Raw genomic sequence first — 22,034 nt, 5'->3', positions numbered from 1 at the left:
TGGTGCAGGTGACCAGTCAACGCCCCGCGCGACGCGGGAGGGAGTCCCGCCTGAGAGGTGTACCGAGAGAGCACCTGTCGGCTCGCCTCGAGGACGTATCGTCGGAGGCATGGACGATCGAGCAGACGTACGCGAGTTCCTCATGACGCGTCGGGCACGGCTGACCCCGGAACTCGCCGGCTTGACCGCGGGCCCCAACCGACGGGTGGCCGGGCTGCGGCGATCCGAGGTGGCGGCGCTCGCCGGGGTCAGTGTCGAGTACTACGCGAAACTGGAGCGTGGGGCGATCGCCGGAGCGTCGTCGACCGTCCTCGACGCCATCGCCCGGGCGCTCCAGCTCGACGAGGCGGAACGCACCCACCTGTTCGACCTCGCCCGCGCGGCCGACGGTGTCCCGCTCTCCGGTCGTCCGCGCCGCCGGGCGGCCAAGAACCCCGCGACCCGGCCGAGTCTGCACTGGATGCTCGACGCGATCACCGACGGGATCGCCTTCGTCCGCAACACCCACCAGGACCTCCTCGCGACCAACGAGCTCGGGCGTGCGTTCTACTCGCCGGTCATCGGCGACGGCGGGCGCACGCCGAACCTCGCACGGTTCCAGTTCCTCGACCCGGCCTCCCGGGACTTCTACCCCGACTGGGACGTCTTCGCCGAGATGTGCGTGTCGGTCATGCGTGCCGAGGCCGGCCGGGACCCGCACGACAAGGGACTGCACGACCTCGTCGGTGAGCTGTCGACCCGGAGCGACGCCTTCCGCACCCTCTGGGGAGCGCACAACGTGCGCACCCACGGCACGGGAACGAAGCGGTTCAACCACCCGATCGTCGGCGAGATGACCTTCGCCTACGAGGAGCTCGCGATCACGGCCGACCCAGGCCACGTCGTGCTCGTCTACACGGCGGAGCCCGGCTCACCGTCCGCCGAGCGTCTGCAGTTGCTCGCGAACTGGGCGGCGTCCCAGCGGGAGGCGGAGCAGCGTGACGCTGCGGCGGTCACGAACGAGCCCGACACCAGCGAGGCCGGACGGGCAGGGGGTCGCTGATGGCGCGCATCCTCGTGACCGGTGCCGCCGTCGGCCTGGGGCTCGGTGCCGCGACCGAGCTGGTCGAGCACGGGCACGAGGTGCTCGTCCATGCCCGGAGCCTCGCCCGAGCCGACGAGGTCCGGCTGCTCGACGAGCCCTCCGCGCACCTCGTCACCGGTGACCTCGCCACCCTCGACGGCGTCCAGGAGCTCGCGGAGCAGGTCGCAGCTGCCGGTCCCGTGGACGCGATCATCCACAACGCCGGCGTCCTCGACGGAGCGGCCGTCCTACCGGTCAACGTGGTCGCGCCCTACCTGCTGAGCACCCTCGTCCCCGCGCGGCGACTCGTGTTCCTCAGCAGCAGCATGCACCGCGGCGGTACCGCGACGCTCGACGGTCTCGACTGGTCGGGTTCCACGAGGACGGCGAGCTACTCCGACAGCAAGCTCCTCGTGACCGTCCTCGCGGCGGCCATCGCGCGAGTGCGTCCCGGGGTGTTCAGCAATGCGGTCGACCCGGGGTGGGTGCCGACGCGGATGGGCGGGCCGAACGCGCCCGACGACCTGGAACTCGGGCACCGGACCCAGGTGGCGCTCGCCGAAGGGCGTGGCGCGGACACCTCCGGCTACTGGCACCATCAGCGACGAGAGGAGCCGCATCGCGCGGTCCGCGACGAGGCGTTCCAGGACGAGCTGCTGCTCGCCCTCGCCGAGCACACGGGCGTCTCGCTGCTGCCCTGATCTCAGCACTCAGGTGTCGATGCGGTGGTCCTGGATCGACTCGTAGGTGACGCGGAGCGACTCGGCCGCGGCGTCGTAGCGACGCTGGGCGACACGGATGAAGAGCAGGTCGACGAGCGCGAGCTGGGCGATGCGCGACGACATCGCACCCGAGCGGTATCGGCTCTCCCTCGCCTGCGTCGCGAGGACGAGGTCGCAGCGGCCGGCGATGGGGGAGTCGGGGAAGTTGGTGATGCACACGGTCGTCGCGCCGGCGGCCCGCGCGAGCTGCATCGCCTGCTCGGTCTCGACCGTGAGCCCGGAGTGCGAGATGCCGATGGCGACCCCACCGGGCCCGAGGAGGGCGGCCGACGGCAGCGCGAGGTGGGCGTCGACGAAGGTGTTGGCCGGCATGCCGATCCGGTAGAGCTTCTGGTGGAGGTCCTGCGCCGTGAGGTTCGAGGACCCGAAGCCGATGATGTCGATCCGTGGGGCGACGAGGAGCGCGTCGACGACCGCGTCCAGGGCGTCGCGGTCGAGCGAGCGGGCGGTGAGCTCGATCGCTTGCACCTCCTGGTACGCGACCTTCGCGACGACGGTCTCGACCGAGTCGTCCGGGTCGATGTCGGCGTCGTCGACCTCGAACCGGTCACGCTCCGCCTGCTCTCGACTCGTGGAGGTCGCGACGGCCACCCGGAACTCCCGGTAGCCGGTGTACCCGATGGTCTGGCAGAACCGCGCGACGGTCGCCTGCGAGGTGCCGCAGGCCTTCGCGAGTTCGGTGATGGTCAACTCGACGACGAGCGAGGGGGTGCCGATGATGGTCTCGGCGACGCGCGTCTCGGCGGCGCTCAGGCGAGGGATCGCCTGGCGGAGCACGAGCAGCGCGTCAGTGGACATCCGGTGCGGCCCCCGTCGGGTCTTCGACGGCGTGCGCTGCGATGGCCGCGCTGAGGGAGCCGTCGCCACCACGGAGGCGGGCGACTGCTTCATCTGCGGCGATGCCGGTCACGAGGACGAGGATAGCGGCCTTCACCCAGCCGTCCACGGATGCGAGCGTCTTCGCGGCCGTGGCGGCGTCGACGTCGGTCGCCAGCATGACCGTGCGTTCCGCCCGCGCCCGCAGCTTCTCGTTCGTGGTGAGGAGGTCGACCATGAGGTTCCGGTACGTCTTCCCGAGCCGCACCATCGTGATCGTCGACAGCGTGTTGAGCACGAGCTTCTGTGCCGTCCCCGCCTTCAGTCGGGTCGATCCCGTGAGGAGCTCCGGACCGACGACCGCCTCGATGCCGATGTCCGCGTCCCGGGCGAGCGGGGAGCCGGCATTGCACGACAGGCCGATGGTGATCGCACCGATCGAACGCGCGTACTCGAGGGCGCCCAGGACGTAGGGCGTGCGACCGGATGCGGAGACACCCACGACGGCGTCGTCCGCGGTGATCGACAGGGATTCCAGATCCGCCCGACCGAGGTCGTCGCGGTCCTCGGCGTTCTCCACCGCCTGCTGGATGGCACCCGGGCCACCTGCGATGAGTCCGACGATGAGGCCGGGGTCGGTCCCGAACGTGGGTGGGGCCTCACTCGCGTCGAGGATGCCCATCCGTCCGGCGGTCCCGGCGCCCAGGTAGACGAGTCGTCCGCCCCTGCGGAGGCGCTCGACGATCGCTTCGACGGCCTCGGCGATCTCGGGTTCGACGGCCGCGATGGCGTCGGGGACGGAACGGTTGTCCTCGTTCATCGCGGCGACGAGTTCCCGCGTGGAGAGGGCGTCGAGGTCGGGGTGTCGCTCGTTCACCTGCTCCGTCGAGAGGGTGGCGAGCTCCGCGCGGATGGTGTCACGGTCGGAGATCGGCCCTGCGGTGGTCGGCCCAGGCCCCGCGACAGGCTCAGGGACCGGTGGTGAGGCGCCCTCAGGCTGCGTGGACATCGTCGCGCACGACCCTTCCGTCGTAGGAGATCGCGGTGTCGAGTGCGACGAGTCTGGCTCCGTCGAGCGCGTCACCGCGGGGTGCGACGAGGTCGACGCCGACCTCGTGCATGGCCGTCGCGAGATGGGCGGCGACGTAGGGGTGGGAGGCGATCCCGCCGACGACGCACACGGCGCCCGTGCCGGCGGCGGCGGCGCTCACGGCGAGATGGGCGCAGGCGGCGTCGACGATGTCCGCGGCGACGGCGTCGCCCTCCTCGGCTCGGGTGATGACCGTGGGCGCGAAGGTGCCGAGCTGGCGGGCCGGGGCTCCGGTGCTCGAGACCCAGCGGGGGAGCGCGGGGATCGACCCGATGAGTGCCTCGGCGTCGACGAGCAAGGTGGTGGCGGGGCCGCGGCCGTCGAAGGCACGCATGCACGCCTCGAGGCCCTGCTGCCCGATCCATCGACCGCTGCCCTCGTCTCCGAGCCAGGGACCCCAACCGTCGATCTGCTTCACGGAGCCGTCGGCGTCGACGTCGAACACGACGGATCCGGTGCCGGCGATGAGCACCGTGCCGGGACCACCGGCGAACGCACCGGCGTGGGCTGCCAGGGCGTCGTTGACGACGGCGATCGTCGCTCCGAGCGCCAGGCGCAGTTCGGCGGTGAACGCGGCGACCTCGTGCGGTGCCGCCTCCACCCCGGCGGCGCCGATCCCGACGTGCTGCACCTCGGCGAGGAGGTCGGCCGGGAGGTGCGCGACCGTCTCGAGGACCGCGCGGGCGGACAGCTCCGCACCCTCGTGGTCGGCGAGGCCCGGTGCACCGTGGCCGCGGGCCTCCGCGAGGATGGTCAGGTCGTCGCCGGATCCGCTCGTGATGCGGGCGCGACAGGAGGTCTTCCCGAGATCGATGGCGAGGACGGGTGCTGCGAGGTGGTTCATGATCCGTTCCGGTGGTGCTGGTCGTGCAGATGGTGCGTCGGCGCCGCGGAGGAGGCCGCGGCGAGGAGTTCGGTGACCCGGTCGGCGGATGCCAGGGAGGCCGCGAGCGTGTCGATCACCGGCAGGGGGAGGACGGCGTCCTCGGAGAGCGGTAGTCCGACGCTCACGACGACGGCGTCCGGGCGGACCAGCGCGACGCGGTCCACCGCGAGCCGCTGCGGGGTGTCGTCGCCGAGGCGGTCCGCGAGGAGGACGACCCCGTCGTCGGCGGGGATCGTCTCGAGCAGGAGGGTCAGCTCGTCGGAGGCGGGGGCCTCGGCGTCTGGGCCCGGTGTCCGGAGGCTCGGGCCGGCAGCGAGCCGGGTGACGTCGAACCGTTCGGCGAGCGACTCGGCGAACGGATCGTGGGCCGAGGCGACGGCGAACGTCGGTCGGTCGCGGAGGTCGACGAGGGTGATCGCCGACGCGTCGATCGCGACCTCGCCCCGGACGCGGACGACCCGGCGGATGGCGTCGGAGAAGCGCCCTTCGACAAGCTCAGGGACCGCGGAGGGCTCGGGGACTGATGCCCCGGTCCCTGAGCCGGTCGAAGGGCTGACGGACCGTGCGAGCCACGCCACGCGGGCGGCCGCGCGCTCGACGATCGCTCGATCGAGCTCACCGTCGGCGACGGCGGCGCAGACCGCCTCGAACACCTCGAGGTAGTCGTCCTCGTCGGTCGTCGCGCCCTGCTTCGGCCCGAGGTTGGACGGGTTGCCGATGCAGAGCAGGTCGACCCCGGCCTCGAGGGCGAGGACCGCCCCGCGTCCTGAGCCGGTGGTGGACCGGATGGCGGCCATGTCGAGCGCGTCGGAGATGATGACGCCGTCGAAGCCGCTCTCGCGCAGCCGGCGGAGGGGGATCGGGTTGAGCGTGGCCGGGGCGTCGCCGAACGCCGGGACGACGATGTGGGCGGTCATGACACTCGCGACGCCGGCGGCGATCGCTGCGTCGAACGGTGGCAGGTGCTCGGCTTCGAGCTCCGCCAGGTCCAGGTCGATGCGGGGCAGATCCAGGTGCGAGTCGCTCGCCGTGTCGCCGTGGCCGGGGTAGTGCTTGACGCACGCGGCGACTCCGCCGGCCTGTAATCCGTCGACCATCGCGGCGACGTGGCGGGAGACGAGGTCGGCGGTGGGGCCGAACGAGCGCACCCCGATCACCGGGTTCGCGGGGTTGGTGTTCACGTCGGCGACGGGCGCGAGGGCGACGTTCGCCCCGGCGGCGTGGAGCCGCTCGGCGAGTGCCGCACCCACCGCGCGCGTCGTCTCGACGTCGTCGAGTGCACCGAGCTGCGCATGCCCGGGCAGGGTGGAGCCCGTCTGCGCCTCGAGGCGGGAGACGTTGCCGCCCTCCTCGTCGACGCCGATGAGGATCTCGGGCCGGTGGTCGCGGAGTTCGGCCGACAGCGCCGCGACCTCCGTGGGGTCCGAGGAGAGGTTCTGCCCGAAGTACACGACGCCCGCGAGGCCGCCGTCCAGCTCGCGCAGCAGCCAGTCCGGGGCGGTCCGGCCGAGGAAGCCCGGCCAGAGGACGCCTCGGACGAGCCGCGCGACGTCGGGGTCGATCATCCCTTCACCGCTCCGGACACCAGTCCGCCGGAGAGGCGGCGCTGCACGAGGATGAAGAAGATCATGACCGGGATCGTGATGATGGTCGACGCCGCCATGACCGAACCCCAGTCGTTGGAGTTCAGACCGAAGAACTGCTTGAGGCCGATGGCCACCGTGTAGTTCTCCGTCGAGCCGCCGAGCAGGGTCATCGCGAAGATGAACTCGTTCCAGGCCGTGATGAAGCTGAACACGCTCGTCGCGACGAGGCCGGGGGCCACGAGCGGGAGCATGATCGAGCGGAACATGCGCCACCAGCTGGCGCCGTCGAGGAACGCCGCCTCTTCGAGCTCCACGGGCACCGCCGCGACGAAGCCGCGCAGCATCCAGATGCCGAACGGCAGTGCGAGCGCGACGTACACGATGATGAGCCCGAGCAGCGTGTTGAGCAGCTGCAGGTCGCGGATCTGCACGAACAGCGGGATCACGAGCGCCTCGAGCGGCACCATCTGCACGACGAGGATCATGAGCAGCACCGCGGTGCGGAACTTGAACCGGAAGCGGGCGACCGCGACCGACGCCAGGAGCGCGACGGCGGCGGAGATGAGCACCGTCGCACCGGCGACGATCGCGGAGTTGCGGAGGAAGACCGCGAACCCGCCGTCGGTCAGCACCGACTCGAAGTTCGTGAACGACAACTCCTTCGGGAAGAAGGACTGGCCGCCGCTCGACGCCTGCGCGTCGAACGCGCTCGACAGCATCCAGTACGCCGGGAACAGCGTGAACACGAGCAGGAGGGTGACGAGGATCGCCTTGACGGTGTTCGAGCGGATCTTCCGACCGCTCGCCTTCCGGTGCATCGGGACCTGCGGCTTGGTGGACCGGTCGGTGCCCGGCCCTTGAGCCTGTCGACGGGCGGCGGTGGGGGCGGGAGCGTGGGTGGTCACAGTTCGTCCTCCTTCATGAGGGCGCGGATGTAGACGATCGTGATGCCGAGCAGGACGAGCGTCAACAGCACCGCGATCGCGGAGCCGAAGCCGTAGCGGTTCTGCCCGAAGGACTCCACGTACGACCACACGCCGAGGTTCAACACCTCGCGGTTCGAGCCGGAACCACCCGGCATGAGGTAGATCTGCGCGAACACCTTGAAGTCCCAGATGGTCGACAGGATGATCACGACCGAGAACACCTGGCGCAGCGACGGGAAGGTGATCTGGAAGAAGCGACGGAACGCGCCCGCCCCGTCCATCTCGGCGGCTTCCAGCATCTCCTTGGACACGCCGAGCAGGCCGGCGAGGACGGTGATGGCCACGAACGGGAAGCCGTGGTGGATCACGTTCAGCAGCGCGATGCCGTAGAACGTGAACTGGTTCGTGAACCAGTTGAAGGGCTCGTCCATGAGCCCGAGCCCCATGAGCGTCTGGTTGACGATGCCGCGGTCGGCGTCGAAGATCCAGACCCAGACGTAGGTGCCGGTGACGGCGGGCATCGCCCAGGCGACCATGATGGCGCTGCCGACGATGGTGCGCCAGAAGGAGCCGAGGTTCGCCATGAGCAGGGCGACGAGGGTGCCGAGGACGACCGTACCGATGACGGCGGCCGCGGCGAAGAAGACGGTGTTCGGGAGGACGACGGTCCAGAGGGTCGGGTCGGCGAAGACCTCGGCGTAGTTGGCGCCGCCGTTGAAGTTGGTGTCGCCGCTGACGATCTCGCGCAGGCCGTAGTCCTGCAGGGAGAACAGGACGACGCGGATGAGCGGCCAGAGGAGGAGCACGGCGAGGATGAGGAGTGCCGGCGCGAGCAGCAGCCAGGGGCGGGTGCGCATCAGGAGGCGCAGCCGCTTGGGGGAGGGGCCCCCGGCCACCCGCGAAGCGGGGGCTTCGCGGGTGACCGTGGGCGGGGTGAGGGTCGACACGATCGGCTACTTGCCGTTCATGATGTCGTCCATCTCCTTGGCGGCATCGGTCGTCGCCTGGTCGACCGACTTGCTTCCGGAGAGGATGGCCTGGATCATCGCGTTGGTGGTCTTCTTCGCCTGCACCGCACCGAACTTCGGGGTCACGGGGAGGGAAGCGCCGCCGTCGACGAACTGCTCGGCGAAGGGCTTCACCAGCGGGTCGTCGCTCTCGGTCGAGTCACTGAGAAGCGAGGTCTGGCCGGGGAAGTAGCCGGTCTGCTCGGCCCACTCGGAGGCGAACTTGCCGGTGGTCATCATCTCGATGAACTGGAACGCGAGGTCCTTGTTCTTCGAGGTGTTGAACATGCTGAGGTGCGAACCGCCGAGCACGGAGGGCGACATGCCGCCGTCTTCACCCGGGATCGGGATGGCGGCGAACTTGCCCTCGAGCTCCGGGTTCTTCTGGACGATCGTTGCCGGGGTCCAGGAGCCCATGATCGCCATGGCGACCTTGTCCTGCACGAAGTTGTCGAGGACGTCCGTCTCCTTCCAGGTGGTGGCACCTGAGGAGGAGAGGTCGTACTTGGTGGCCAGGTCGGTCCAGAACTGGATGCCCTTGCGTGAGTCGTCGCTCGCGAGCCCCGACTTCCAGGTGTCGCCGTCGAGCTCGGAGACCTCGCCGCCGGCGCCCCAGACCCAGGGGTACGCCGTGAACTCGGCGTCACCGGGGACGGGGAACGGGATCATGTCGGGCTTGGCGGCCTTGATCGCGGTGCCGGCGTCGATGATCTCCTGCCAGGTGGTCGGCGCCTTGAGGCCGAGCTCCTCGAAGACGTCGGTGCGGTAGACGATCGAGCGGACGCCGGCGTACCACGGCATGCCGTAGAGCTCGCCGTCGTACGTACCGGAGTCGGCGAGGCCCTTGACGAGGTCGTCCTTCAGGCCGGCCTCGTCGACGTAGTCGCCGATGGGGGCGAGGGCGCCGGCATCGGCGAACTCGGCCGTCCAGGTGGTGCCCGTCTCGGCGACGTCGGGGGTGGTGTTCCCGGCGATCGACGTCACGAAGCGGTCGTGGGCGTCGGCCCACTGCACGTACTCGACCTTGAGGGTGGCGCCGGTCTCCTTCTTGAAGGCCGAGCCGACCTCCTTGAAGAAGGCCTCGGAGTCGGGGTTGGTGCCCTGCATGATCCAGACGGTGAGCGTCTGGCCGTCTGCCGAGACGTCGCCTGAGCCGGAACCGCCACCGGCACAGGCGGTGAGGCCGAGTGCCGCGGTGGCGAGGACGGCCAGCGGAAGGGTGCGCTTGCGCATGGTGCTGCTCCTCGATTCTGGGATCGGGAGTCCGAGCCGTCGTTGGCCCGGGATCCGTGATGACCGGGAAACCGCGGTCGATCCCTGCTGTTTTCAGTGGGTGTGGAAACAGTATTCAATAAGTACAGGAAGCTTGCAAATATTTTCCAGCACTGCAACACGGTCGTTACCTGCGTGACGGACGTGTTTCACGAAGCTGCGAGAACCGTGTGTGCGAGGGGCGGTCGGGCATCGCCGCCGTCAGGCCGTGCGCAGGATGATCACGCGCATCGTCGCGGCGGCCCGCTCGCCGTCCTGCGCCTCGATCGCCGACGCGAGGTCCGTGTGCAACGCCGCGTCGTGGTGGTCGATGCCGTCGCCGGGCAGCTGGTCTACACGATCCCGGAGGGCCTCGTCGACGGCGTCGCCGACCCGGTCGAGGATCGGGTTCGCCGCCGCGCGCCGGATGAGGCGATGCAGCAGGAGGTCGGCCTCGAGGAACGCGATCGGATCCTGGCGAACCGCGGCCGCGCGGAGCGCCTCACTCGTCACGCGGAGCTCGCGGGCGTCGTCGTCGCTGCGTCGCTCGGCCGCGAGCCGTGCCGACTCCGGCTCGGTCGCGGTGCGGAGTTCGCGGATCGCGAGGAGGGTGGACTCCCGTCGTCCGCTCGCCAACGCCCAGCGGAGCACCCGAGGCTGCAACCAGTCCCAGCTCGACGACGGCTGCACGGTGTGGCCGACGTGCGCCTTGCTGGCGAGGAGTCCGAGGCCGGCCAGTACGCGGGTGGCCTCGCGGACCACCGACCGTGAGTGCCCGGCGCGGTCGACCAGCTCGTCCACCGTGCACACCGTGCCGGCGGGCAGTCCGCCGTCGACGATGTCGGTACCGATCCGGTCGAGCGTCCGTTCGAAGGCCGACGTCCCCGGTGCGCGGCTCACGCCCGTGCTGACGGACGGGTGGGGGAGATCACGAGCTCATCGATCCGCACGTGTGGCGGGCCGTCGAGGATGAACCGCACGGCGCGGCCGATGTCCTCGGGTGTCAGCATCGTCTCGCGCGCCGACGCGTCCGGCACCTGCGGCCGCATGGAGAGGAACGGGGTGTCGACGTCGCCCGGGCAGAGGTGGGTGGCGCCGACGCCGCGGAGTCCCTCCTCCTCGTTGAGGGTCGTGCAGAGCGAGGCGAGCGCGGTCTTGCTCGCGCTGTAGGCGACGCCACCTTTCGTCGAGAAGCGCCAACCGGCGAAGGAGGAGATGACGATGATCCGTCCCTGTGCGTCACGGATGGTGGGCAGTGCGAGATCGATCGTCCGGGCGACCGAGGTGAGGTTGGTGTCGACGATCGCGGCGAACTCCGTCATCGACTGGTCGTCCCATCGACGCCGTGGTGCGTTCAGGCCCGCCGCGGTGACGAGGTCGTCGACCGGGCCGAGCTCGGCGACGATGCGTTCGTGGGCTCGGGTGAGCGAAGTGGGGTCCGTCGCGTCGGCCTCCGCGGCGACGGCCACACCGCCGGCGGAGGTGACGGCCTCGACGGTCTCGAGGAGCGCCTCGCGGCGTCGCCCCGTCACGGCGACGCGCCAGCCCGCCTCAGCAGCAGACACCGCCACGGCCTGCCCCATGCCGCTGCCGCCACCAGTAACCCAGAGCACTCGATCCGTCATGACGCCAGTGTATCGAGCTGATCGATCATAAGTATGTTTTACTCGCCTCGTGCGCACGCTGCCGTCGACACCGGGTCGACGCGTCGACGGACGCGCTCAAACGACGGGAGACACCGATGCTGCTGGACCTGACGGATCGACGGGTGATTGTGACCGGAGGTGCTCGCGGAATCGGGCTCGCCCTCGTGGAGTCCTTCCTCGCCGAGGGGTCCCGCGCCGCGGTGCTCGACCTCGACGTCTCCTCCCTGGACGCGCTCGTGGCGTCCCACCACGGCGACCTCGTCGCCATCGCATGCGACGTGCGTTCCGAGGAATCGGTGTCGAGCGCGGTCGCGGCGGCTGCCGCCGGGCTCGGAGGGATCGACGTCCTCGTGAACAACGCCGGGGTCAACGTGCAGTCGCTGCTCGAGGAGACGAGCGACGCCGCGTGGACGAGGTGCTTCGACGTCAACGTCGGCGGCGTCTTCCGGGTGTCGAAGGCGGTCATCCCGTATCTGAAGGAACAGCGTTCCGGGCGCATCATCAACGCCGCGAGCTTCGCGGCGGTCATCCCGAGCGTCGGCAGCGCGGCCTACGCGGCGTCCAAGTCCGCGGTGGTCCAGTTGACCAGGGTCCTCGCGAGCGAGCTGGGGCCGTGGGGCATCACGGTGAACGCCTACGCCCCCGGCATGGTGCCGACGGCGATGAACGGTTTCGCCGATCTCCCGACAGCGCAGCAGGACGAACTCCTCGACACGCTCTCGGTGCGCCGATGGGAGGAACCGGAGGACGTCGCGAACATCGTGCGGTTCCTCGCGAGCGACCAGGCTGGCTACGTCACCGGTGCGCTGATCGACGTCAGTGGCGGCAAGTTCGCGACCCAGTTCCCAGCCCGCGCTCGCCCGTGATCAGGCTCTGAACCCGACGGGATCCGGGCGGTGGACCGACCGGATTCGCGGGCGATGGAAGCGATGGATGTCGGACCGACGCGCCCGGGAACGACGTTCCCAGGCCCAGATTCGCAGCCAGCGCGAAGGGCGCTTACGATACCGTGGACGGCACATCCGGAGGCCCGCTGCGCGGGTCGTCGGACGGCCGTCGAGTGGGCTGACCGGGGCAGGTCCACACCCGCAGGATCGTCGGGATCACCATCTGGAGCAGAGGAGTTCGGTCAGCCGTGGCTTCACGAGTGCACGAGTCGGAACGTCGCCGTTCGCGCGATGCGCGTCGAGGGCGCCACCGTGCCTCCGCCCAGATCGAACCATTCACCCGCGGGTTCAGCGCCCTCGGTGAGCTGGCCGCGTCGGGTGCGCAGGTCAGCCTCCGGATCAACGACATCACCACCGGCGAGATGCTCATGTCGGCCGACGACCACGTCGTCGTGCCCACTGCCTCGATCGGCAAGGTCCTCCTCCTCATCGAGGTCGCGGCCCGTCTGGGCGACGCCGACTTCAGCGGGCTCACCATCCTCGACCGCGAGCCACTCGACGCCGTCGCCGACTCCGGGATCTGGCAGCACCTCCAAGCGCCGTCCCTCCCGGTCGCCGACCTCGCGGCCCTCGTCGGCGCGACGAGCGACAACCTCGCCACGAACGTCCTGCTCCGACACATCGGTCTCGACGCCGTCCGCCACCGTGCCGAGGAGATCGGGCTGAAGCGCACGGCCCTCCTCGACATCGTCCGCGACCACCGCGGCCCCGACAACGCACCGCAGCTCTCCGTCGGTTCCGCCCGCGAACTCGCCTGGCTGTTCCAGGCGCTCGCGACGGGCGAGATCGTCGACGCGACCACGAGCCGCCGGGTCCTGGCCTGGTTGTCGCTCAACACCGACCTCTCGCTCGTCGCCTCGGGCTTCGGGCTCGACCCACTGGCCCACCGTGAGCCCGACCACGGCATCCAGCTCTTCAACAAGACCGGTTCCGGAGTCGGCGTGCGAGCCGAGGCGGGTATCCTCCGCGGCCCGAACGGTGCCGTGAGCTACGCCGTGTGCACGAGCTACGACGACACGGAGCTCGGCACGCGCCTCGGAGTGGTCGACGCCGTTCGGATCCTCGGCCAGGACCTCCTCGAGTACGTGCACTGAGCCGGTCTCACTCCTCCGGTCCCAGGTTGACCGGTCCCTGAGCGTCAACCGGTCCCTGAGCTTGTCGAAGGGCTCACCCCCGCCGGTCCCTGAGCCTGTCGAATGGCAGTATCCGCCTGTTGAAGGGCTCCTCAGTCGATGAGCCCCGCCGCCGCCAGGCGCTCGAGCACGTCGCGTCCCGCAGGTGGGCAGCGGTCGAGTGACTCCGTGCCCACCCAGTGGACCGCGCTCACCTCGGCGGAGGGCGTCGGTGTCTCGTGCGTCTCGGCCGCGAAGACGTGCATCCGCACGAGCCGGCCGTCGGGTTCGCCGTGCGCCTGCGTGACCACCGTGAACAACGGCGACACCCGCGCCGGATCTATCTCGACCGCGACCTCCTCGCGTGCCTCCCGGACGGCGGCCTCGGCGGGCGTCTCGCCCGCGTCGATCTTCCCGCCCGGCATGTAGAGGACGTCGCGGCCGCGAGCCGTCACCATGAGCACCCGCCGTCCGCGGACGATCGCGACCGCGGACACGAGGATGTCGGGGAGCGCGCTGCCCGAGCTCTCGGGTGCGCGGCTCACCGGTCGGCCGGGTTCTCGGTGTCGAGTGCGGGCCGCACCCGACCGGCGAACCCGTCGACGGCGAGTTCCACGGCGTCCTTGAGCTCGTCCGTGCTGAGGATCACGAAGTGACCCGGCACCGGGAGGAGCACGTTCGTCGCTCCGGGCAGCACGCTGCTGGACGGCACGTGCGGGTCGAAGGTGCTGTAGATCGAGACGATGTCGGCGTTGACGTCGTGCGGGGCGCCGAGCGCGACGATGGTCTCGTCTGTCGGGAGGAAGGCGCGGAGGCTCGGGTCGACGACGTACTTCGCGAGCACCGACCCGGAGAACGGCGAGCAGATCGCGACGACCCCGAGCAGGCCCAGCCGCTCGCGTTCGGTGAGGAGCAGCTCCTTTCCGACGAGGCCTCCCTTGCTGTGCGCGACGATGACGCACCCGGCGGCGGGCTTCGGCAACCGCCCGAGCGCGCGGGCGAAGCGGGCCGCCGTGTCGCGGATGGGTTTGCGGTTGTATCCGAGGCCGCGGGCGATGCGGATCCGGTAGCCGTCGGCGTTCAGGCGGTCGGCGACCGGCTTCAGGAACGCCCAGGTCTCGTACACGCCGGGGATGAGGACGACGACGGGGCGACTCGCGTCGCCTCGGGCGTACTCCCTCGGGATTCGGCCGCTGAAGAAGGCCCGCGTGTGCCAGACGACGGAGTGGACCCAGTCGACGGCGACGATCCCGGCGATGGTCAGCGCGCCAGGCCGCTCGGCGACCGGCGGGGCATCGGCGAGCGTGACGTCCTCGGCTTCCGCCACCGACTCCTCGTCCATCCGCACCCCCTCGTCCATCTTGCCACCGCCTCCGGTGCCCACCGCGCGAGCCCAGTGGACATCAGGGATCGCGGGTTACCCTGTGTTGACAAGGCGACGGCGCGCTGCAAGCATGAGTCCGTTCGTCGAACCCCTATGCGCGAGGTGCACCTTCATGACTGATCCGAACTCCGGCCAGCCGAACGACCCATACGGTCAGAGCCAGAACCCCCAGCAGCCGGCCTACGGCGAATCGCAGGTTCCGCCGGCTCCGCAGTACGGGGAACAGGCTCCGCAGTACGGCCAGCCCTCGCCCTACGGTGAGCAGCCGGGCCAGCAGGCTCCGCAGTACGGCGAGCAGCCGAAGTACGGTCAGCCGCAGGCTCCCTACGGCGAGCAGCAGAACCCCTACGGCCAGCCGCAGGCACCCTACGGGCAGCAGCAGAACCCCTACGGCCAGCCCGCCGCTCCGTACGGACAGCCTCAGGCGCCGTACGGCTACGCGCAGCCGACCGGCCCGAAGACGAACGTCATGGCGATCATCTCGCTCATCGCCCCGTTCGTCGGGTTCGGCGTCGTCGGCCTCGTGCTCGGCATCATCGCGCTCGGTCAGATCAAGCGCACCGGCGAGCAGGGCCGTGGCCTGGCCCTCGCCGGCACCATCGTGAGCGGCGTGTCGGTCCTCGCCGGCATCATCGTGATCATCTTCTACTTTCTGATCATCGCAGGCGCGATCGCCGGCGCGAGCTCGTACGACTACAACTACGACTACTGATCCACGGCCTGCTCCGCAGGCGGATCATGACGGGCATCGGCATCGCGCCGGTGCCCGTTCGTCGTTCCAGCGCCCTTCCCGCCCCGGTCCCTGAGCGGTAACCCTCTCCGGTCCCTGAGCTGCGCCGCACTGAGCCTGTCGAAGTGTCGAAGGGCACACGAGGAACGTCCATGGTGGGGTCGCGTGTTCGCGCGCACCTCGACAGGCTCGGTGACCGGGGTTCGGCTCGGTGACCGGAGTTGCCCGACGCGAGAGCCCCGGTACCGCCAGGAAGCCTAGGAGGCGGAAGCGGCCGAGTCGGTGTCGGCTACCGGTGCGACGACCGCCGGTGCCTGGGGAACCTCGATACCGAAGAGCGTCTGCAGCGCCGTCGTGTACGCGGCCTGCTCGCCGTTGCGGGCGAGGTTCCGTGCCCGCACCGTCGGTTCGTGCAGCAGCACTCCGGCGAGGTGACGCAGTGCGCGGGCGGTCGAGCCGTCGTCGTCGCCACGAGCGGTCGCGCGGGCGACCTCGGCCTCGACGAGCGCGTGCACGTGACTGCGAAGGGCGACGACGGCGGGCTCGAGGCTGCGCTCCTCGCCGACCGCGGCGAACTTCTGTGCGGCGCGGCTGACGATGGAGCGCGCGACCTCGGTGGCCTGCAGCTCCTCGAGCGGCGCGTGGATGCGGATGGTCTCGAGGTCGAGCAGGACGACGCCGGAGACGGTGGAGACGTCGGGGTCGACGTTGCGCGGCAGGCCGAGGTCGATGACGAGCTGGGCCGAGGCGTGCGGCACGGGGCACTCGGCGGCGGCTTCGGTGATGACGTCGTGGACGAGTGCGGAGACCCCGGTGGGCTCGGGTGCGGCCGGTGCGTCGGCCGCGGTGACCAGCGAGAGCGTCGGTGTGTCCGTGGCAGCCGCGGCTCGCGCACGGTGGTCGGCGGCGACGGCCGTGCGACCCGCGCGGAGCAGTTCGGCGTCGACCACGTGGCCCTCGGCGGTGGTGCAGGTGACGATGATGTCGACCTCGCCGGTGGTGCGGGCGAGGTCGTCGTGTCCGATCCAGCCGATCTCGTGCGAGCGCGCGAACTTCTCGGCGCGGCCGGACGGCGAGTACACGAGGACGTCGGTGACGCCGCGGTCGCGGAGGGCGGCGAGGCTCGCGCCGGCGTACGCACCGGTGCCGACGAGCAAGACGCGTTGCGTGGCCCAGTCGTCGATACGGCTCTCCGCGAGGTCGAGGGCGAGACGCACGATGGAGCGACCGGCACGCCCGAGCGGCGTGCGGTTCTTGATGCCGCGGGAGGTCTGGGACGCGCGCTGGAACAGGCGCTCCAGTTCGGAGCTGGTGGTGCCACCCGCGCGAGCGGCCTCGAGGGAGCGCCGCACCTGGCCGGCGATCTCGCCCTCGCCGACGACGACGGACTCGAGTCCGGCCGACACGGCGAAGAGGTGCTCGGCTGCCGCGGTGCCGACGCTGAGGTCGAACACCTCCCGCAGCTGCTCGGCGGGGATGCCGGTGGTCTCGCTGACGGCCTCCGCAGCGGCCTCGAAGGCGACGGATGCGGCGGCGGTGACGGGCTCGTCGAGGTCGATGTACGCCTCGAACCGGTTGCAGGTGGCCACGACGACGGCACCCGAGACGCACTCGTGGTGCTCGACCAGGCGCGCGGCAACGCCCTCGGCACCGACTGAGAGTCGTTCGAGGAGGTCGAAGGTGGCGTTCTTATGGCTCGCCGTCACACACATGAGCACCCGATGAGTCTACCCGAGCGGCGCTGTCGGGCTCCCGGGATGTCGCTCAGGGCACCCTCACCACCAGTCGGGTACTGACATATGAAATGTCAGATGCAATACTACGGATCAAGCCGTTCGACCGAACGGAACACAACGATCGAAGGAGAACGTTATGCAGCACTTCAGGAGAGTCGTCACGCTCGCCGCCGCGGCAGCGATGGTCACGCCCGGGCTCATGGGTGCGGCCCCAGCCCCGGCCTCGTACCCACGGGGAGGCGATGTCGTGGTCACCTGCACGTACACGGGTGGTCTGTTCCATGCGACCGGCGAGGTCCACCTGGTCTGGAACGGGAGCGACGCCTCGGGCAAGACGACCGTCTCGCTGGAGGAGTACCGGATCACCGCCGGCGGTGCGCCCTTTGGCGATCAGGCGAACATCGACCTCGGCCTGTCGCAGAACGGCGGGGCGACGCGGTGGATCCACTCGCCCGACTCGATGAAGCAGGACGGCCAGTGGCACTCGCTCGGGATCTGGCAGGACCTCTCCGCGTCGCCGTCCATCGACGATCTCGTGGCGACGGTGGAGTTCACCTTCGACGAGTCGGTCGGCTACGACCACTCGTGCAGCGTGTCGCACCGGCTCTGAACCACGGTCGGACTCCGGTGCGGGCCGTCGCCGGACGGTCCGCACCGGCAGGGCCGCGCATCGCGGGGCTTCGCCCATGCCGCGCTCAGCGCGGGAATGGGAGGATGGAGGGGTGAGTCTCCCACCCGAACACCCCCTCGTCACCGGCGTGACCCAGTCGTCGCCGCTCATCACCGCGTACCGCGGCACCCGCCCCGAGCGGACGCCCGTCTGGTTCATGCGTCAGGCCGGCCGGTCGCTGCCCGAGTATCGCGAGTTGCGGATCGGGACGGCCATGCTCGACGCCTGCCTCGACCCGGCGATGGCGAGCGAGATCACCCTCCAGCCCATCCGACGGCACGGGACGGACGCGGCCATCTTCTTCAGCGACATCGTGGTGCCGCTCAAGCAGGCCGGGGTCGCGGTCGAGATCGTGCCGGGCCGTGGTCCCGTCTTGGGTTCCGCCGTTCGGACGGCCGCCGAGGTCGACGCGCTCGTCGCGCTCGACCCGGCCGTCCTCGACGACACGCTTGCGCCGATCCGCGAGGGCGTCGCGCTCACCGTCGCCGGGCTCGCGGGGATCGGCGACGGCCGCACGCCGCTCATCGGCTTCGCGGGTGCGCCGTTCACGCTCGCCGCCTATCTCGTCGAGGGCGGACCGTCGAAGGACCACCTCGCCGCCCGCACCCTCATGCACGCCGACCCGGCGTCGTGGGCGAAGCTCATGGCCTGGTGTGCGGACGTCACCGGTCGCTTCCTCCGCGCCCAGGTGCTCGCCGGCGCGTCGGCCGCGCAGCTCTTCGACTCGTGGGCGGGGGCACTCTCCCTCGAGGACTACGAGCGTCACGTCGCCCCGGCCTCCCGGGCCGCGCTCGCGCACGTCGCCGACCTCCCCGTCCCGAAGGTGCACTTCGGCGTCGGGACCGGTGAACTGCTCGGTGCGATGCACCGGGTCGGCGCCGACGTGGTCGGGATCGACTACCGGCTGGCGCTCGACGAGGGCATCCGACGTCTCGGTGGCGGCGTCCCCGTGCAGGGCAACATCGACCCGGCACTGCTCGCCGCCCCATGGCCGGTCCTCGAGGCGCACGTCCTCGACATCCTCCAGCGCGGGACGGCGGCGCCGTCGCACGTCCTCAACCTCGGCCACGGGGTCCCGCCCGAGACCGACCCGGACGTCCTGACCCGCATCGTCGCCCTCGCCCACGATTGGCAGCCCGCATGAGTCTGGAGCCGAAGCGTCTCGTCGTCATCGGCGGTGGTGTGGCCGGACTCGTCGGCGCGGTCGACTGCGCCAAGGTCGGCATCTCGGTGACGGTCGTCGACGCGCAGGAGTCGTTCGGTGGCGCGCTCGCGGCCGCCGAGGTCGCGGGTCTCCGCGTCGACGTCGGTGCCGAGAGCTTCGCGACGCGCGGTGGTTCGGTCGCCGAGCTCATCGAGCAGCTGGGGCTGACCGACCGCGTCGTGCGTCCCAACCGGGCCGGGGCCTGGTTGCACGTCGCCAAGCCCGGACAGCCGCAGCGGAGTGTCCCGCTCCCCAAGGCGGGGCTGCTGGGCATCCCGACGAACCCCCTCGCCGACGACGTCCGTCGGGTCATCGGCTGGAAGGGCGCGCTGCGCGCCTACCTCGACCGCATCCGCCCGCCGCTCACGATCGGCACCGAGCACAACCTCGGTGCGCTCGTCCGGAAGCGCATGGGCGCGGCCGTCCACGACCTCCTCGTCGCACCGGTCACCTCGGGCGTCTACTCGGCCGCTCCGGACGACCTCGACGTCGACCGCGCGGCTCCCGGGCTGAACGCCGCGTTGACCCGCACCGGGGCGCTGTCCCTCGCCGTCGCGGCCCTCCGGGAGAACGCGCCCGCCGGTGCCGCGGTCGGTGGCCTCGACGGTGGCATGACCGTCCTCGTCGACGGCTTGACCGCGGAGCTCGAGCGGTGGGGGTCGACGCTCATCACCGGCGTCGCCGTCACGGCGATCTCCCGGAACCCGTTCGACATCGACGTGGACGGACCGGGTGTCGGCCTCGGCGACGCCGGCCTCCCGCGGATGAGCGAGCGTCCCGCGGCTGCAGGTGCGTCGAAAGCCCCCTGGTACGTCGCCCTGACCGACGGCCGGGTGCTCGAGGCCGATCTGGTCCTCATCGCGACGCCCGAGCAGCCGGCCCGCAACCTGCTGGCCGACGTCGGGCCGGCGCTCCGCGACCTCCCCGCCGCCGGCGACGACGCGGGCGACCCGGTCCTGCCCGCGCCCATCGAGCTCGTGACGATCGTGCTCGACGAACCGGCCCTCGACGCCGCACCGCGTGGCTCCGGGCTGCTCGTCGCACCCGGCTCGACGCTCCACGCCAAGGCGCTCACCCACGCGACGGCGAAGTGGGCCTGGCTCGCCGACCGCGCGAAGGAGCATGGCGAGCACCGCCACGTCGTCCGCCTGTCCTTCGGCCGTCAGGGCGAGGCCGACGCGACGAGCGCGTTGACCGACGAGGAGCTGCTCTCGACGGCGTTGCACGATGCGTCGGTGATGCTCGGCGTCCAGCTCGACCCGGGCAGCGTCCGCGGCTTCCACCGCATCTCCTGGACGGGGACGCAGCCGACCGCCGCGCGCGGCCAGCGTGAACGCTCGACGGCCATCCGGGAAGCGGTGGCCGAGGTGCCCGACCTCGCGGTCACGGGTGCCTGGTTGTCGGGCACGGGGCTCGCCTCGGTGGTCCCCGACGCCCACGAGGCGGCGGCGCGACTCCGCCATCAGGCGCTACAGCGGTAGACGCGCCCATATGCCCGACCCGGCATCTTTTCCTGTCAACCCCCGACCGGATGGTGGCGTCGGAGTGACACCCGACTACGCTGGTCCCGTTGGATGCAGCATCACAGCACCACTCGAACAGACGGAGGCGCCATGAAGGGCAAGGTCATGTTCGTCGTCGGTGGGCTCACGGGCTACGTGCTCGGTACCCGCGCCGGACGCGAACGCTACGAGCAGATCAAGACGCAGTGGGTCAAGCTGTGGAACGCGAAGCCGGTGCGCGCGCAGCGCGGCAAGGTCGAGGACTTCGCCAAGGCACGCATCAGCGAGGTCCCCGCGGCTCTGTGGAGCGGCGTCAGCGCCGTCGCGAAGGTCGTCAGCCAGCAGGGTTCGACGCCCGGCCAGAAGCTCGACAAGGCCATCTCCAAGACCGAGGACACCGTCCAGGACGTGTCCGAGACGGTCAAGGACGCCCGCACGGCCTCCGGCACCTCGACGTCGTCGGCCTCGAAGCCCGCAGTGCGCAAGCCTGCCGCGCCCAAGACGACGGCTCCGAAGCCCAAGAGCGGCGAGTAGCACCGACGATGCCGTTCATGAGTGACCGCAACCGGTCGGAGCCGCGTTACGACAAGCGCGACGAGTCCCTCCTGACCCTCGTCGGCCAGCTGCCGGGGGTCGTCTCGAACCTGGTCAAGGCCGAGATCGCCAACCTCAAGACGCAGCTCGCCCACAAGGGCAAGTACGCGGGTATCGGCGCGGCCTTCGTCGCCGGTGCCGCGGTGTTCCTCTTCTTCGCGGTCGGCGTGCTCGTCGCCGTGCTGATCCTCGCGCTCGCGCTCGTCATGCCCTCGTGGCTGGCAGCGCTCTGCGTCTTCGTGCTCTTCGTCCTCGTCGCTGCGGTCCTCGTGCTGATCGCGCTGCGGTACTTCAAGAAGATCAACGAGGACCCGAGCCCGATGGACAACGTGAAGGAAGACATCAAGGCAGTGAAGGGACTCGGCGAGTATGACCGTTGACCAGTTCCCGGGGGCGACGCCCTCGCCCGAGCAGGCTCGTGCCGAGCTCGTCGCCACGCTGAACGCGATCGAGGACAAGCTCAACGTCCCGAAGCAGGTGCACCGCGCCAAGCGTCGTGCCATCGTGCAGATCGCGACCGTCAAGGTCGAACGCCCGGCGGTCTTCTACGCCGGTGTCGCGGGCCTCGCCGGTGCGGCCGGGCTGGCAGTGTGGGGCATCGTCCGCGCCATCGCGCGCTGACGCGTCCCGCCGCCGGTCAGTCGCTCGGCGTGGCGACGCGCGTCATCGGGACGTGCACGATGTCGTCCTCCACGTAGTCGGGGCCGCTGATCTCGAACCCGAACCGGCCGTACCAGTCGGCGAGGCGTTTCTGGGCGCCCATGCGGAGTTCCCGATGCCCGTGGTCGGCGACGGCGCGGCGGATCAGTTCCGCGGCGAGACCCCGCCCGCGGGCGGTGAACGCGGTGGCCACCCGTCCGATCTCCGAGTGCTCGGCCTCGGTCAGGATCCGGATCGTCGCGAGCACCTCGTCGCCCTCCTGCGCCCAGGCGATGAGCGTCCCGTCCTCGATGTCGCGACCGTCGAGATCGGCGAAGAGCGCCGTCTGCTCGACGACGAAGACGTCGACGCGGATCTTCAGCACGCGGTAGAGCGTCACCGGATCCATCTCGGCCGCTCTGGCGACGTGGTACTCGACGGGAGGTTGCTCGCTGGTCATCAC

General features: G+C 70.6%; 24 protein-coding genes. 11 read left to right on the top strand and 13 right to left on the bottom strand.

Features of this window, described 5'->3' with window-relative positions:
- The first annotated feature begins 109 nt into the window (after window positions 1-109).
- Both IFR14_RS19990 and IFR14_RS19985 read left to right on the top strand, forming a co-directional pair.
- The gene (locus tag IFR14_RS19990) at window positions 110-1,042 is read left to right on the top strand and encodes a helix-turn-helix domain-containing protein (protein ID WP_191942060.1); all 933 of its coding nucleotides are present in this window, start codon (window positions 110-112) and stop codon (window positions 1,040-1,042) included.
- Window positions 1,042-1,764 (top strand): SDR family NAD(P)-dependent oxidoreductase, encoded by a 723-nt coding sequence (locus IFR14_RS19985; protein ID WP_191942059.1) that lies wholly within the window; start codon window positions 1,042-1,044, stop codon window positions 1,762-1,764. Before IFR14_RS19990 ends, IFR14_RS19985 begins: the two co-directional genes overlap by 1 nt.
- A 9-nt stretch (window positions 1,765-1,773) precedes the next feature.
- Here IFR14_RS19985 and IFR14_RS19980 read toward each other — a convergent pair whose 3' ends face one another.
- From IFR14_RS19980 to IFR14_RS19940, 9 genes are all read right to left on the bottom strand, one after another.
- Window positions 1,774-2,643 carry a MurR/RpiR family transcriptional regulator gene (locus tag IFR14_RS19980; RefSeq protein ID WP_191942058.1) on the bottom strand — a complete coding sequence of 290 codons (870 nt, stop codon included), beginning with the start codon at window positions 2,641-2,643 and terminating at the stop codon, window positions 1,774-1,776.
- Entirely contained in the window at window positions 2,633-3,670 is a 1,038-nt protein-coding gene (murQ, locus tag IFR14_RS19975) for an N-acetylmuramic acid 6-phosphate etherase (RefSeq protein ID WP_191942057.1), read from the bottom strand. Before murQ ends, IFR14_RS19980 begins: the two co-directional genes overlap by 11 nt.
- Window positions 3,654-4,595: an N-acetylglucosamine kinase gene (locus IFR14_RS19970; protein ID WP_191942056.1), complete on the bottom strand. Its 942-nt coding sequence runs from the start codon at window positions 4,593-4,595 to the stop codon at window positions 3,654-3,656. Before IFR14_RS19970 ends, murQ begins: the two co-directional genes overlap by 17 nt.
- Complete coding sequence (locus tag IFR14_RS19965) at window positions 4,592-6,202, bottom strand: glycoside hydrolase family 3 protein (protein ID WP_191942055.1); 1,611 nt, start codon at window positions 6,200-6,202, stop codon at window positions 4,592-4,594. Before IFR14_RS19965 ends, IFR14_RS19970 begins: the two co-directional genes overlap by 4 nt.
- Entirely contained in the window at window positions 6,199-7,041 is an 843-nt protein-coding gene (locus IFR14_RS19960; protein WP_079706980.1) for a carbohydrate ABC transporter permease, read from the bottom strand. Before IFR14_RS19960 ends, IFR14_RS19965 begins: the two co-directional genes overlap by 4 nt.
- A gap of 83 nt (window positions 7,042-7,124) precedes the next feature.
- A complete protein-coding gene (locus IFR14_RS19955) occupies window positions 7,125-8,096 on the bottom strand; it encodes a carbohydrate ABC transporter permease (RefSeq protein ID WP_370282131.1) in 972 nt (323 codons plus the stop codon).
- 6 nt (window positions 8,097-8,102) lie between these two features.
- Window positions 8,103-9,389, bottom strand: a complete 1,287-nt coding sequence (locus IFR14_RS19950) for a sugar ABC transporter substrate-binding protein (RefSeq protein WP_191942054.1) — start codon at window positions 9,387-9,389, stop codon at window positions 8,103-8,105.
- A 240-nt stretch (window positions 9,390-9,629) separates the two neighbouring features.
- Window positions 9,630-10,307, bottom strand: coding sequence for an FCD domain-containing protein (locus IFR14_RS21525; RefSeq protein ID WP_191942053.1), 678 nt, complete (start codon window positions 10,305-10,307; stop codon window positions 9,630-9,632).
- Window positions 10,304-11,032: an SDR family oxidoreductase gene (locus IFR14_RS19940; RefSeq protein WP_191942052.1), complete on the bottom strand. Its 729-nt coding sequence runs from the start codon at window positions 11,030-11,032 to the stop codon at window positions 10,304-10,306. The genes IFR14_RS21525 and IFR14_RS19940 overlap by 4 nt, the downstream gene beginning before the upstream one ends.
- Before the next feature lie 116 nt (window positions 11,033-11,148).
- Here IFR14_RS19940 and IFR14_RS19935 point away from each other — a divergent pair, with 116 nt between their 5' ends.
- Window positions 11,149-11,919, top strand: a complete 771-nt coding sequence (locus tag IFR14_RS19935; RefSeq protein WP_191942051.1) for an SDR family NAD(P)-dependent oxidoreductase — start codon at window positions 11,149-11,151, stop codon at window positions 11,917-11,919.
- 269 nt (window positions 11,920-12,188) lie between these two features.
- Window positions 12,189-13,094, top strand: a complete 906-nt coding sequence (locus IFR14_RS19930; protein WP_064294922.1) for a serine hydrolase — start codon at window positions 12,189-12,191, stop codon at window positions 13,092-13,094.
- A 131-nt stretch (window positions 13,095-13,225) separates the two neighbouring features.
- Here the strand turns inward: IFR14_RS19930 and IFR14_RS21520 are convergent, their stop codons facing one another.
- Window positions 13,226-13,657, bottom strand: a complete 432-nt coding sequence (locus IFR14_RS21520) for an NUDIX hydrolase (RefSeq protein ID WP_342365758.1) — start codon at window positions 13,655-13,657, stop codon at window positions 13,226-13,228.
- Window positions 13,654-14,496 carry a hypothetical protein gene (locus tag IFR14_RS21515; RefSeq protein ID WP_191942050.1) on the bottom strand — a complete coding sequence of 281 codons (843 nt, stop codon included), beginning with the start codon at window positions 14,494-14,496 and terminating at the stop codon, window positions 13,654-13,656. Before IFR14_RS21515 ends, IFR14_RS21520 begins: the two co-directional genes overlap by 4 nt.
- A 112-nt stretch (window positions 14,497-14,608) precedes the next feature.
- On the opposite strand from IFR14_RS21515, the gene IFR14_RS19915 reads away from it, so the two are divergent.
- Window positions 14,609-15,208 carry a DUF4190 domain-containing protein gene (locus IFR14_RS19915; protein WP_137244246.1) on the top strand — a complete coding sequence of 200 codons (600 nt, stop codon included), beginning with the start codon at window positions 14,609-14,611 and terminating at the stop codon, window positions 15,206-15,208.
- Window positions 15,209-15,483: 275 nt separating this feature from the next.
- Here the strand turns inward: IFR14_RS19915 and IFR14_RS19910 are convergent, their stop codons facing one another.
- Window positions 15,484-16,944 (bottom strand): glutamyl-tRNA reductase, encoded by a 1,461-nt coding sequence (locus IFR14_RS19910; protein ID WP_191942049.1) that lies wholly within the window; start codon window positions 16,942-16,944, stop codon window positions 15,484-15,486.
- Window positions 16,945-17,098: 154 nt separating this feature from the next.
- On the opposite strand from IFR14_RS19910, the gene IFR14_RS19905 reads away from it, so the two are divergent.
- From IFR14_RS19905 to IFR14_RS19880, 6 genes are all read left to right on the top strand, one after another.
- Window positions 17,099-17,572 (top strand): hypothetical protein, encoded by a 474-nt coding sequence (locus IFR14_RS19905; protein WP_191942048.1) that lies wholly within the window; start codon window positions 17,099-17,101, stop codon window positions 17,570-17,572.
- Window positions 17,573-17,648: 76 nt separating this feature from the next.
- Window positions 17,649-18,776, top strand: a complete 1,128-nt coding sequence (gene hemE, locus IFR14_RS19900; protein ID WP_191942047.1) for a uroporphyrinogen decarboxylase — start codon at window positions 17,649-17,651, stop codon at window positions 18,774-18,776.
- Window positions 18,773-20,317 carry a protoporphyrinogen/coproporphyrinogen oxidase gene (locus tag IFR14_RS19895; protein ID WP_191942046.1) on the top strand — a complete coding sequence of 515 codons (1,545 nt, stop codon included), beginning with the start codon at window positions 18,773-18,775 and terminating at the stop codon, window positions 20,315-20,317. Before hemE ends, IFR14_RS19895 begins: the two co-directional genes overlap by 4 nt.
- Window positions 20,318-20,449: 132 nt before the next feature.
- Window positions 20,450-20,872, top strand: a complete 423-nt coding sequence (locus IFR14_RS19890) for a hypothetical protein (protein ID WP_064294916.1) — start codon at window positions 20,450-20,452, stop codon at window positions 20,870-20,872.
- A 17-nt stretch (window positions 20,873-20,889) separates the two neighbouring features.
- Window positions 20,890-21,312 (top strand): phage holin family protein, encoded by a 423-nt coding sequence (locus IFR14_RS19885; RefSeq protein WP_064294953.1) that lies wholly within the window; start codon window positions 20,890-20,892, stop codon window positions 21,310-21,312.
- Window positions 21,302-21,553: a DUF3618 domain-containing protein gene (locus tag IFR14_RS19880; RefSeq protein ID WP_079003603.1), complete on the top strand. Its 252-nt coding sequence runs from the start codon at window positions 21,302-21,304 to the stop codon at window positions 21,551-21,553. Before IFR14_RS19885 ends, IFR14_RS19880 begins: the two co-directional genes overlap by 11 nt.
- A gap of 16 nt (window positions 21,554-21,569) precedes the next feature.
- Here IFR14_RS19880 and IFR14_RS19875 read toward each other — a convergent pair whose 3' ends face one another.
- Window positions 21,570-22,031: a GNAT family N-acetyltransferase gene (locus tag IFR14_RS19875; protein ID WP_071260458.1), complete on the bottom strand. Its 462-nt coding sequence runs from the start codon at window positions 22,029-22,031 to the stop codon at window positions 21,570-21,572.
- Window positions 22,032-22,034: the final 3 nt, after the last annotated feature.

It is taken from the genome of Plantibacter sp. CFBP 8775 (assembly GCF_014839505.1).
Classification (GTDB): domain Bacteria; phylum Actinomycetota; class Actinomycetes; order Actinomycetales; family Microbacteriaceae; genus Plantibacter; species Plantibacter auratus.
Note: the sequence above shows the minus strand (reverse complement) of the source record. Positions and strands in the feature narration are given on the sequence as shown.